The organism is Variovorax sp. GW458-11-26-14-LB1 (genome assembly GCF_059423965.1).
This window is the reverse complement of the sequence record NZ_JBWKYW010000073.1, coordinates 15,818-27,866: the sequence shown is the minus strand read 5'-3', so window position 1 is coordinate 27,866 and position 12,049 is coordinate 15,818. Positions and strand designations below refer to the sequence as shown.

General features: G+C 68.3%; 11 protein-coding genes. 5 read left to right on the top strand and 6 right to left on the bottom strand.

Features of this window, described 5'->3' with window-relative positions; all coding sequences use genetic code 11:
• Positions 1-131: 131 nt before the first annotated feature.
• The 3 genes from AC07YS_RS30060 to AC07YS_RS30050 are packed head-to-tail and all read left to right on the top strand — an operon-like array spanning position 132 to position 3,217.
• Positions 132-818, top strand: a complete 687-nt coding sequence (locus AC07YS_RS30060) for a DUF2848 domain-containing protein (protein WP_495268309.1) — start codon at positions 132-134, stop codon at positions 816-818.
• Positions 819-834: 16 nt separating this feature from the next.
• Entirely contained in the window at positions 835-2,193 is a 1,359-nt protein-coding gene (locus AC07YS_RS30055; RefSeq protein WP_495268308.1) for an amidase, read from the top strand.
• 37 nt (positions 2,194-2,230) lie between these two features.
• Positions 2,231-3,217 (top strand): Bug family tripartite tricarboxylate transporter substrate binding protein, encoded by a 987-nt coding sequence (locus tag AC07YS_RS30050; RefSeq protein WP_492696305.1) that lies wholly within the window; start codon positions 2,231-2,233, stop codon positions 3,215-3,217.
• 48 nt (positions 3,218-3,265) lie between these two features.
• On the opposite strand, the gene AC07YS_RS30045 is transcribed toward AC07YS_RS30050, so the two are convergent.
• The 6 genes from AC07YS_RS30045 to AC07YS_RS30020 form a co-directional block, all read right to left on the bottom strand.
• Positions 3,266-4,051, bottom strand: coding sequence for a peptidylprolyl isomerase (locus AC07YS_RS30045; RefSeq protein ID WP_062471282.1), 786 nt, complete (start codon positions 4,049-4,051; stop codon positions 3,266-3,268).
• 129 nt (positions 4,052-4,180) lie between these two features.
• Positions 4,181-4,459 (bottom strand): BolA family protein, encoded by a 279-nt coding sequence (locus AC07YS_RS30040; protein WP_095745336.1) that lies wholly within the window; start codon positions 4,457-4,459, stop codon positions 4,181-4,183.
• Positions 4,456-4,995, bottom strand: a complete 540-nt coding sequence (locus AC07YS_RS30035; protein WP_062471286.1) for a septation protein A — start codon at positions 4,993-4,995, stop codon at positions 4,456-4,458. The genes AC07YS_RS30040 and AC07YS_RS30035 overlap by 4 nt, the downstream gene beginning before the upstream one ends.
• Positions 4,992-5,405 carry a peptide-methionine (R)-S-oxide reductase MsrB gene (msrB, locus tag AC07YS_RS30030; RefSeq protein ID WP_495268307.1) on the bottom strand — a complete coding sequence of 138 codons (414 nt, stop codon included), beginning with the start codon at positions 5,403-5,405 and terminating at the stop codon, positions 4,992-4,994. Before msrB ends, AC07YS_RS30035 begins: the two co-directional genes overlap by 4 nt.
• Positions 5,402-6,883 carry a protein adenylyltransferase SelO gene (locus AC07YS_RS30025; protein WP_495268306.1) on the bottom strand — a complete coding sequence of 494 codons (1,482 nt, stop codon included), beginning with the start codon at positions 6,881-6,883 and terminating at the stop codon, positions 5,402-5,404. Before AC07YS_RS30025 ends, msrB begins: the two co-directional genes overlap by 4 nt.
• A gap of 73 nt (positions 6,884-6,956) precedes the next feature.
• The gene (locus AC07YS_RS30020; RefSeq protein ID WP_139701692.1) at positions 6,957-8,048 is read right to left on the bottom strand and encodes an AraC family transcriptional regulator; all 1,092 of its coding nucleotides are present in this window, start codon (positions 8,046-8,048) and stop codon (positions 6,957-6,959) included.
• Positions 8,049-8,197: 149 nt separating this feature from the next.
• Here AC07YS_RS30020 and AC07YS_RS30015 point away from each other — a divergent pair, with 149 nt between their 5' ends.
• Both AC07YS_RS30015 and AC07YS_RS30010 read left to right on the top strand, forming a co-directional pair.
• Entirely contained in the window at positions 8,198-10,030 is a 1,833-nt protein-coding gene (locus AC07YS_RS30015; protein WP_495268305.1) for a carboxylesterase/lipase family protein, read from the top strand.
• Positions 10,031-10,121: 91 nt separating this feature from the next.
• Complete coding sequence (locus AC07YS_RS30010; RefSeq protein ID WP_495268304.1) at positions 10,122-11,996, top strand: CocE/NonD family hydrolase; 1,875 nt, start codon at positions 10,122-10,124, stop codon at positions 11,994-11,996.
• Positions 11,997-12,049 lie beyond the last annotated feature (53 nt).

The window sequence follows — 12,049 nt, the reverse complement described above, 5'->3', positions numbered from 1 at the left end:
GCGTTCATCGGGGCGGGAGGGTCATGGTGGAGTTCCTCGATGGTACCTGCGGGAAATCCCTTTGAAGTTTCTGTGGACTCACTGTAATATCGCTGTGAAATTTCACTGAAACTTCAATCGAGCTGCCACCCATGAAACTGTCTTTCGAACTTCCCGAGGGGAATGCCCCGCAAACGCTGAGCTTCGAGGCCCGGCACCTCGTGATCGCCGGCTGGACCGGGCGCGACACCGCCGCCATCGAGCACCACATCGAGGAACTCGCCGAGCTCGGCGTACCTGCGCCCAGCGCCGTGCCGCTGTTCTACCGGGTGGGCACCCAGCAGCTGAGCCAGGCCGATGTCGTGCAGGTGGTGGGGGCCGACACCTCGGGCGAGGTCGAGCCGCTGCTGTTCCTGCACGGGGGCGAGTTCTTCGTCTCGATCGGCTCGGACCACACCGACCGCGCGCTGGAAGCCCACAGCGTGGCGCTGTCCAAGCAGATCTGCGTCAAGCCCGTGGCGCGCACCGCCTGGCGGCTGGCCGACGTGCAGGAGCGCTGGGACACGCTGGTGCTGCGTTCGTGGATCGAGGAGGGCGGTGAATGGCGCCTGTACCAGGAAGGCACGCTGGCCGCGCTGCGCCCGCCGGCCGACCTGCTGGCGCGCTGCGCCGCGGCCGACGGCGAGCCGGCCGACGGCTTCGCGATGACCTGCGGCACGGTCGGCGCCATCGGCGGCATCCGCCCGGCGGCGCGCTTTCGCATGGAGCTGGTGGACGAGCACACCGGCCGCCGCATTACGCACGAGTACCGCGCGGTCTCGCTGCCGATCGTCGCCTGACGCACGAGGACCGCACATGCCCGCCGCGATCTCCCTTGAAGCCGCCCGCGCCGACCTGGCCGCGGGCCGGATTACCTCCGTCGCGCTGACAGCATCGGCGCTGCAACGCATTGCCGATCCTTCCGGTGAAGGCACGCGCACCTTCACGCGCGTGCTCACAGACCGCGCCCAGCACCTGGCGCACGCCTCCGACAGCTTGCGTGAAGCCGGCGTCGTGCGCTCGCCGCTCGAAGGCCTGCCGGTCTCGGTCAAGGACCTGTTCGACGTGGCCGGCGAAACGACGACCGCCGGCTCCGTCGTGCTGCGCGACGCACCGCCCGCCGCGCACGATGCCGAGGCCGTGCGGCGCCTGCTGGCGGCGGGCGCGGTGCTGGTCGGCAAGACCAACATGACCGAGTTCGCGTACTCCGGCCTCGGCCTCAACCCGCACTACGGGACGCCGGCCAATCCGTGGCAGCGCGGCGAACGGCGCATCCCCGGCGGCTCGTCCTCGGGCGCGGCCGTGGCGGTGGCCGACGGCCTGTGTGTCGCGAGCGTCGGCAGCGACACGGGCGGCTCCGCGCGCATTCCGGCCGCGCTGTGCGGCATCACCGGCTTCAAGCCGACAGCGCGTCGCATGCCCGGCACCGGGCTCGTGCCGCTGTCGCACAGCCTCGATGCGGTCGGCGTGATAGCGCTCGACGTGGCCGGTTGCGTGGCCATGGATGCGGTGCTGTCCGGGGTGTCCGAGGCGCCCCGAACGCAGCACCTGCGCCAGGCCCGCTTCGCGGTGCCGACCACGCTGGTGCAAGACGGCATGGATGCACACGTCGCTGCAACCTTCCAACGCGCGCTGCAGCGCCTCTCGGCCGCCGGCGCGCAGTTGGTCGAGCTGGCGGCGCCCGAGTTCGACGAGCTCGCGGCCATCAATGCAGCAGGCGGCTTCAGCGCCGCCGAGTCATGGGCGTGGCACGCCGAACTGATCGAGCGCGGCGGCAGCGGCTACGACCCGCGCGTGCTCAGCCGCATCCTGCGCGGCAAGGACTTCACGGCGCGCGCCTACCTCGCACTGCAGGCGCAGCGGGCCGACTGGCAGCGTCGCGTGGCCGCGCGACTGGGCGAATTCGACGGCTGGCTCATGCCGACCGTGCCGCTGGTGGCGCCGCGCATCGACGCCCTCGAAGTCGACGAGACGCAGTACGTCGCCGTCAACGCCGCGATGCTGCGCAACCCCTCCATCGTCAACTTCATGGACGGCTGCGCCATCTCCTTGCCCTGCCACGCGGCCGGCGAAGCGCCCGTGGGCCTGAGCCTTGCTGGCCTGCCGATGCGTGACGCCGCGCTGCTCGCGTGGGCCGCCGACATCGAACGCACCCTGCGCGCCACCGCCGATTGACCCGCCTGCCCACCCTCAAGAAACTCCGGAGAACCTCATGACCCAGCGCTTCCGTTTCCCGCTCGCCTCGCTTGCCTGTCTTGCCGCCGGCCTGGCGTGCATCGTGCCCGCCGCCCATGCGCAGGACGCCTATCCGTCCAAGCCGATCCGCATGGTCGTGCCGTTCCCGCCAGGCGGCAGCATCGACATGACGGCACGCCTGGTCGGCCAGAAGCTCTCGACGGCCCTGGGCCAGCCCGTGCTGGTGGACAACCGCCCCGGCGCCAGCGGCAACATCGGCATGGACTACGTCGCCAAGGCGCCCAAGGACGGCTACACCTTGCTGATGGTGCACACCGGCCTGGCTTCCAACGGGCACATGTTCGCGAAGCTGCCCTATGACCCGATCAAGGACCTGGCGCCCGTGATCCGCGTGGCCGACCAGCCCAACGTGCTCATCATGAATCCCAAGTGGACGTTCAAGAACGTCGGCGAGCTGGTGGCCTATGCCAAGGCCAACCCCGGCAAGCTCAGCGTCGGCACTTCGGGCGTGGGCGGCCCGCAGGACGTGGCGGCGCGCCGCTTCATGCAGATGACCGGCACCGATCTGCTCAACGTGGCCTACAAGGGCGGGGCGCCCGCGCTGTCCGACCTGGTCGGCGGCCAGATCGACATGATGTTCGAAACCTCGCCCACCGCCGTGCCCTATGCCAAGAGCGGCAAGCTGAAGGCGCTGGCGGTCACGGGCGACAAGCGCGTTTCGACCTTGCCCGACGTGCCGACGGTGGCCGAGTCCGGCGTGCCGGGCTACCGCTTCATGGGCTGGGTCGGCCTGGTGGCGCCGGCCGGAACCCCGGCACCGATCATCGCCAAGCTCAACGAGCAGGTGCAGGCGCTGCTCAAGAACGCCGACACGCAAAAGCAGTTCACCGACCTCAGTCTGGAAGTCATCGGCGGCTCGACGGCGGACTTCACAAGCTTCGTGCGCAAGGAGTCGAACGACTACGCCCGGTTTGTCAAAGACTTCAATATCACGCCGCAATGAAAAAAGCCCCGCGACTGCGGGGCTTTTTACTGGCCGATGGCTTGAGGCTTACTCGACCTTGGCCTTCGCGCGCAGGTCTTCCTGGTACTTCTGCAGGCGCTGCTGCTGCAGCTGCTGCGTGATCTGCGGCTTCACCTCTTCCAGCTTCGGCAGTTGGGCCTGGCGGATGTCGTCGACGCGGATGATGTGGTAGCCGAACTGGGTCTTGACCGGGGCAGGGGTGGTTTCACCCTTCTTGAGCTTGATCATCGCTTCCGAGAACTCGGGCACGAAGCTGGCGGGATTGGCCCAGTCGAGGTCGCCACCGTTGGCGCCCGATCCCGGGTCCTTGCTCTGCTTCTTGGCGATGTCTTCGAACTTGGCGCCCTTCTTCAGGTCGGCCATGATCTTCTTGGCCTGGTCTTCGGTCTCGACCAGGATGTGACGGGCCTTGAATTCCTTGCCGCCGTTGGCTGCCACGAACTTGTCGTACTCGGCCTTCACGTCGGCGTCGGACACCGCGTTGGTCTTGCGGTAGTTCTCGAACAGCGCGCGGATCAGGATGGCTTGGCGGGCGAGTTCGAGCTGGTTCTTGTAGTCCTCGGTGGCGTCCAGGCCTTGCTTCTGCGCTTCCTGCATGAACACTTCGCGCGCCACGATTTCCTCGCGCAGCTGGCTTTGCATCTCGGGCGTCACCGGGCGGCCGGCGGCAGCCAGCTGCTGGGCCAGGACGTCCATGCGGGCCTTGGGCACCGGCTTGCCGTTGACGATGGCTGCGTTCTGCGCCAGGGCCGACAGGGGGAGTGCACCGATCAGCGCTGCGGCCGCAACGGCCTGCAAGATGTGTTTTTTCATGAAATGAATATCAGGCTGGAGAGGAAATGCGCGTGTAGGAAAAGGCGCGGGAAAGAAAGCAGGAATCAGGAGAAAAGAAGGAGCGGGTGGGCGGCCGCGGCGAACGCGGCAAGCAACCGATTGGACGACTCAGAGCACCTCGATGGCGATGGCGTGCAGACCCTGTGCGATAAAAACTTGGAGGGCATCATACACAAGCCGATGCCGCGCCACGCGGGGCTTTCCGTCGAACAGCGGGGAGGCGATGCGCACCCGGAAATGCGTGCCGTAGCCCTCGGCGTTGGCGCCCGCATGGCCCGCGTGGGCGGCGCTTTCGTCGATCACTTCGAGCTGCGTGGGCGAAAGCGATGCGCGCAGCGCCGCCTCGAGTGCGGCCACGGTGGGCAGGGGGATGGAGGTGGTCGTCATGCGGTCGGCTTGTCTTCCTTGAGGTGCGGCGCGATGTACAGGCCCTGCGCCACCAGGAAGACGATCGGGAACACGTAGCCCCAGAGCTTGAAGTTGACCCAGGCCTCGGTCGTGAAGTACGCCGCCACGTAGCCGTTGATGAGCGCCATGAAGAGGCAATAACCGATCCACGCCACGTTGAGCCGGCCCCAGATGCGCTCGGGCAGCTCGAGCTGCGCGCCCAGCAGCATCTTCAGGAAGTTCTTCTTCAGCGCCCACAGCGCCACCGCCAGCGCGACCGCCATGGCGCCGTACAGCACCGTCGGCTTCCACTTGATGAAGCGGTCGTCGTGCAGCACCAGCGTGAGCGTGCCGAACAGCAGGATCAGCACCAGCGTGGCCTTCTGCATCGCCTGCAGCTTGCGTTCCATGGCGTAGATGACGGCCATCTGCACCACGGTGGCGGCCATCAGCACGCCGGTGGCGGTGTAGATGTCGGCGAACTTGTAGGCGCCGAAGAACAGCAGGATCGGAAAGAAGTCGAGGAGCAGTTTCATTTCTTCTTCTGGAAGTCGAGCGACGCCGAGTTCATGCAGTAGCGCAGGCCGGTTTCGGTGGGGCCGTCGGGGAACACGTGGCCCAGGTGGGCGCCGCAATTGGCGCACACGTTCTCGGTGCGCACCATGCCGTGCGAGCGGTCGACGATGTTGCGGATGGCGCCGGGCACGGCTTCTTCGGAGAAGCTGGGCCAGCCGCAGCCGGCGTCGAACTTGGTGGCCGCTTCGAACAGCTTGGCGCCGCAGCAGATGCAGTGGTAGGTGCCGTCGTCCCAGTGGGCTTCGTACTTGCCGGTGAAGGGGCGTTCGGTGGCGGCGTGGCGCGTCACCTCGAAGGCGGCGGGTTCGGCACCCTTCTCAGCGAGCAGGGCTTTCCATTCGGCGTCGGTTTTCTGTACGGGCGGGGTCATGATGAGCAGCTGATTTCGATCGTGGAGGCCCAGTCGGGCGGGAAGCCGGCGTAGTCGTCGGCACCGGGGTGTTCTTCACATGGGGTTTGGAGCAGCGTCAGCAAGGTTGCCACACCCGCGTGGTCCTTTTGCTGACTGGCTTCGATGGCCTGCTGGCCCAGGTGGTTCCGCAGCACGAACTTGGGGTTCGACCGCAGCATCAATTTTGCCGCTTCGGCGCGCTGCGATTGTGCATGGCGCTCCGAAAAAGAGAGCAACCAGGCGTCGAAGCCGGCCCGGTCGAGGAACAGGTCGCGCACCGGCTCGACGTTGCCGTCGGCCATGTGATTCGACAGGCGGCGCCAGAAGATGGTGTGGTCGACCTTTTCGGCGGCCATCAGCTTGAGCACGCCCTCGATCAGCGCCCGGTCGCCCTCGGCGGGCGTCGTGAGGCCCAGCTTGGCGCGCATGCGGTCTTCGAAGGCGTTGGGGAACACGGTCTTGTACGACTCCAGCGCGGCCACGGCGATTTCCTGGTCGCCGATCAGCGGCAGCAGCGCCTGCGCCAGGCAGAACAGGTTCCAGTAGGCGACGTTGGGTTGCTGGTTGAAGGCGTAGCGGCCCTGGGTGTCGCTGTGGTTGCAGATGTGGCGCGGGTCGAAGCCATCGAGGAACTGGAACGGCCCGTAGTCGATGGTGAGCCCGAGGATGCTCATGTTGTCGGTGTTCATCACCCCGTGGCAGAAGCCCACGGCCTGCCACTGGGCGAGCAGCGCGGCGGTGCGTTCGCTCACGGCCTCGAGGAAGGCGGCATAGGCATTGCCGTTGAAGCGCGCGGTGGTGCGGCATTCGGGGTAGTAACGGTCAATGACGTAGTCGGCCAGCGCGCGCAGCTCGTCTTCGCGCTGGTTGGCGGCGAAGTGCTCGAAGTGGCCGAAGCGGATGAAGCTGGGCGCCACGCGGGTCACGACGGCTGCGCTTTCCAACTCCTCACGGCGCACGCGGGCGTCCGAGCCCGTCACGCACAGCGCGCGCGTGGTCGGAATGCCCAGGCCGTGCATGGCCTCGCTGCACAGGAACTCGCGGATGCTCGAACGCAGCACGGCGCGGCCGTCGCCGCCGCGCGAATAGGGCGTGCGCCCCGCGCCCTTGAGTTGCACCTCGAGCCCGCCCTCGGTCTCGCCGAGCAGGATCGCGCGCCCGTCGCCCAGCTGCCCGGCCCAAACGCCGAACTGGTGGCCGCTGTAGACCGTGGCGAATGGCCGAGTGCCCGCGACCGGCAGGCTGCCGGTGAGGGCGGCAAGCGTCGTGTCCGACTCGCGCCAGCCGGGCGGCAGGCCCAGCTCGCGCGCCACGGCGTCGCTGTGGCCGACCCAGTACGGATCGGGCAGCGGCGTGGGGCGCAGTTCGGTGAAAAAAGCGGGGCCCAGCGTCGAGAAGCCGGGCTTCCAGCGCAGGCCCAGGTCGGCGACCGGGGTGTCTTCGGCTAACAAGCTCATGCCCGGATTGTCCGGCAGCGCGCGAAACCCCTGGCCGCGGAGGCCATCGGGCGCGTGAGGCGGGCGCCGCCGCTCAGTTCAGCAGTGCGCCGCGCAGCGCCCCGGCGCCGTCGAGCGCCAGGCTGGCGCGGTACTGGGCCGGCGGCAGGCCGAACCAGCGCTTGCAGGCGCGAAAGAAGTTGCTGACGTCCACGAAGCCCAGCCGGTCGGCCACGTCCGCGAGCGTGTGGCGCTGTTCGGCCAGGTACTGCTTGGCGAGTTCGCGGCGGGTGCGGTCGAGCAGCGCCTGGAACGACACCGACTCCTCCTGCAGGCGGCGCTGCAGCGTGCGGTCGGCCAGCCCGAGGCCCGAGGCCACGTCCTGGCGGCGCGGCTCGCCGTGCTGCAACCGGCGCGCGATCTCGGCGCACACCAGGCTGGCGGTGGTGGTCTGGCCCAGCAGGTTGAGCTGGTCGTCGAGCAGGTGCTCCTGCATCTCGCCCAGCGCCGGGTGGTGGGTGGGCAGCGGCATGGTCATGTCGGCCGACGACAGCAGCACGCGGTTGGCGGGCGCGTTGAAGCGGATCTCGCAGCCGAAGGCCTCGCGGTGCAGCCGGTCGTTGGCCGGCGGCGGGTAGACGAATTCCATGGCCAGCGGCTGCAGCTCGCGCCGCGTGAGCCACTGGCACTGCATGAGCACGGTCAGCAGGGCGTACTCGACGCGCTGGCGCGGAATCGGCAGGCTGCCACCGGTGTGTTCCATGACCATCCAGCAGCCGCGCGCGTCGGACTGCAGTGAGAACGCGGTGGCGTCGGAGATCACGGCCATGTAGCGCGTGAGCCGCGTGAGCGCCGCGCCCAGGGTGGGGCTGCAGGCCATGGCGTGGCCCACGGTGCCCAGCTTGCTGTGCGTGGCGGCCAGGTCGCGGTCCAGACCCAGCGTGGGCCGCCCGGCGTGCGCCACGGCCACCTGCCACAGCACGGAGATCTCGTCGACCGGGATGCGCGCGTTCTGGCGGTGCAGCGAGTCGGGGTCGAAGCCGGCATCGCGCAGCAGCGTGGGCACGTTCAGCCCCTCGGCCTCGAACATCGACAGCACCCCCTCCAGCCATGCGGCCGAGCTGGTGCGCAGCTCGGGCTGCGGACATCCGGGGCGGCGCGACGGCCGGCGCGAATGGCGCGGCAGGGAGGCTTCTGAAGTCATTCGATTGGCTCGCTTGCGATAGCGGTGAAAACGGGGCCGGTTCCTAGAATTTTTCCAGTGCACGGCGGCCCGGAGTATGGGTGCCGCGCGCCGAGCCAGGAATTCCGATTAACCCGGTGTGGAGACAAAACATGAAGACAACGACAACAGCACAAGACCAGGGTGCGGCAGGACAGACGGCGATGGCGCGCGCCATCGCCACCGTGGCCACGCTGGCCGCCGCGGCGGCGCTTGCAGCCTGCGGTGGCGGTTCGTCCGGGGCGACCGCCTTTCCCGTGTTGCCGCCTGCACCGGCTCCGGCACCCGCGCCCGCTCCGGCACCCGCCGCCGACGGCCCCATGGTGCGCCAGACCACGGCCGGCAAGGTCGAGGGCGTGGACGACAGCGCCAGGAATGGCACCTGGTCCTGGAAGGGTGTTCCGTTCGCCCAGCCGCCGGTGGGCGCACTGCGCTGGCGCGCACCGGTCGAGCCCGAAGCCTGGACCGGCATCCGTCCGGCCAAGGCCTTCGGCAACGCCTGCCTGCAGATCGGCCGGCTCTTCAGCCCCGGCACCAGCAACACCTACGACGCGACCATCGGCACCAACCTGGGCAAGCCGGTCGGCAGCGAAGACTGCCTGTTCGTCAACATCTGGCGCCCTGCCACCACCGAGAAGAACCTGCCGGTGCTGCTGTTCATCCATGGCGGCAGCAACATTTCGGGCTACACGGCCGATCCGCTGTACGACGGCGCGGCGCTGGCCAAGGCCACCAATGCGGTGGTCATCACCGCCAGCTACCGCCTGGGCATCCTGGGCTTCTTGAACATGCCGCAACTGCGGCCGGGCGGCAGCGCGGGCGACGACTCGGGCAACTTCGCGCTGCTGGACAACATGGCGGCGCTGCGCTTCATCCAGGGCAACGTCGCCAACTTCGGCGGCGACCCGGGCAACGTCACGCTGTCGGGCGAATCGGCCGGTGCGACCAACCTGCTGGCGGTGATGACCTCGCCGATGGCCAAGGGCCTGTTCCACAAGGCCTTCGAGATGAGTGGCGGCATTTCGCTCAAGACCAATCTGCCGCCCGGGACGCTGCCGACGCTGCAGCCGGCTTCGGCCTCGCTGACGCAGGGCCAGACGATCCTCGAAAAGCTGCTTGTCGCCGACGGCACCGTGGCCGATGAAGCGGCGGCCAAGGTGTACATCGGCACGCGCTCGCCGGCGCAGATCGCCGAGTACCTGCGTGCGCAGGAGGGTGGGGCGCTGCTGACCAAGGTCACAGCAGCTGGGCAGGGCAACGTGGCGCCCATTCCCGATGGCACGGTGCTGCCGGCGGACCCGATCGCGGCCATCGCGGCCGACAAGTACGTCAAGGTGCCCATGCTCGCGGGCAACACGCGCGACGAGGGCAAGCTCTTCGCGTCGCTGCTGGGCACCATCGGCTTCCCGACGTCGGGCTGGATCGTCACCGATGCCCCGCGCTTCTCGATGATGTTCAACTTCAACCCCGATGCTGCGCCCACGCTCACGGTGGACCACATCATCGACCCGTTCTACCTCCCGGTAGACAAGGCCGGCACCGGCTACAACGCGGCCACCGCGCTCATCACGAAGGGGCTGTTCGAGGCCAACCGCGACAACCTGCTCAACACCATGAAGACGCGCCAGTCGAACATCTGGCACTACCGTCTCGACTGGTCGCAGGAGGCCGCGCCGTGGAACGACGTGTACGGCGCATCGCACGCCTTCGACCTGCCGTTCGTGTTCGGCAACTTCGAGGGTTCGCTGCTGAGCAACGTGATGGGCGGCAAGGCCAACGAGAAGGGGCGCGTGGCGCTGTCGAAGGCCGTCATGGCCAGCGTCGGGGCCTTCATGCGCAACGGCGACCCGAACACGCCCGAGCTCGGTGCCACCTGGGGAACGTGGCCCTCGCAGTTGCTGCTCGACGCCACGCCCACCGCCAAGAAGATCACCGCGGCGCCCTGAGACAGGGTATCGCCGTCCTGCCCCGAGACGCGCCTGGGCAACGCGTGCCATCCACCAGAACGATCACAGAGACAACACCATGAGGATTTCCATGCACCCCCGCCGATGGCGCCTTGCCGCGTCGCTGCTTGCCACCCTGGCGGGCCTTGCGGCCTGCGGCGGCGGTTCGTCGGGCGGCAGCGGGTTCAGCTTCTTTCCGCCCGCCGCCGAAACGCCGCCCGCGCAGCCGCCGGTCACGCCCGAGACGGGCCCGGTCCGCAAGTGGGGCTACATCACGCTGCCCGACGGCAACAGGATGCGCTACTCGCTGTTGCTGCCCAGCGGAGGCAATGCCACCTATCCGCTGCTGGTCGAGTACGACGGCTACAGCTCGGGCTCGGCCCCGAACATCGGCCAGCGCTGGCTGGCCGAGGGCTATGCGGTGATGGGCCTCAATGTGCCGGGCACCGGCTGCTCGACGGGCGACGACCAGGTCTTCGACGCCAGCACCGGCGCGGCCGGTGCCTTCGCCCTCGAATGGGCCGGCAAGCAGCCGTGGTCGAACGGCAAGATCGGCATGATCGGCTACTCGTACTCGGGCTACAACCAGCTGTGGGTGGCGGCGCACCGGCCCAAGGGCCTGCTGGCGATCACGCCCAGCAAGAACGTGACCGACCCGTACCGCGACGTGGGCTACCCGGGCGGCATCAAGAACGTCGGTTTTCCTGCGCAGTGGTGGGGCGGCTTCCCGGCCACCTGGAACCGCGCGGCCGCGCTGGCCGCCAAGCTCGACGGCGACACGGAGTGCGCCAAGACCGTGGCCGACAACATCGAGAAGCTCAAGCGCCCCGATCTCGACCTGACCAAGTGGCTCGAGAACCCGTATGCCGACGGCCTCTACGTGAAGCGCAGCGCGTTCTACGAGACCGGCAAGATCGACATTCCCGCGCTGGGCACCCAGTCGTGGCAGGACGAGCAGATCGGCCCGCGCTCGGGCTACTATGAAGACACCATGGCGCCCGAAAAGATGTGGCTCGTCAGCTCCAACGGCGACCACCACACCAACGTCACCTCCGACTACATCGACGGTACGCTCAAGCGCTTTCTCGCCCATTTCGTGAAGGGCGAGGACAACGGTTTCGAGAAGGAGCCGCACGTGCGCCTGCTGCAGGAAATGCAGCAGACCGACCAGAAGGCGATCAACGGTGCCGCCAAGCTGAAGCAGACGGCCGTGGCCGAGTTCGACCGCCTGCCGGTCAAGGTCAAGCCGATGCGCCTGTGGATGCAGCCGGGCGGCGGGCTCGGCGACGCGAAGCCGACCGCCGGCGCGGCCTCGTCCGACTACCGGTATCCGGTGAAGAGCCCGGTGGTGAACAACCCGGCCGCCGAAGGCTGGCAGGCCGTGGCCGATGCGGAAAAGGACGGCCAGCTCACCTTCACCACCGCCGCCTTGCCCGACGACCTGAGCTTCTACGGGGAAGGCTCGGCCGACCTGTACCTGAGCGCCACCGCTGACAGCACCGACCTGCAGGTCACGGTGTCGGAAGTGCGGCCCGACGGCAAGGAGATGTTCGTGCAGCGCGGCTGGCTGCGCGCCTCCAAGCGGGCGCTCGACGCCAGCCGCTCCACCGAGCTGCGCCCCTTCGGCGACTTCACCCAGCCGAAGGAAGCGCCGCTGCAGTCCGGCCAGCCCAACCTGGTGCGCATCGAGATCCAGAAGTTCGCCCATGTCTTTCGCGCCGGCTCCAGCATCCGCGTGACGGTGGACTCGCCGTCGCAGACCGGCTTCTGGCTGTTCGGCAACGACACGAGGCCTTCGACCAACACGCTGTGGCACCAGGGCGCGAACGCGTCGAGCATCGTGCTGGGCTACGTCGCCTACCCGCATGCGGCCGCGTTGCCCGAGTGCGGCAAGACGCTGCGCCAGCCGTGCCGCACCAACGTGGTGACGGTGCCCGCGGGCACCGGTCCGAAGGCGCCCACTTGAGCCGCTTCGTTCAATCATGCAGTGCGGGTTTGTGTCATTGTGCAAGTGGCCGA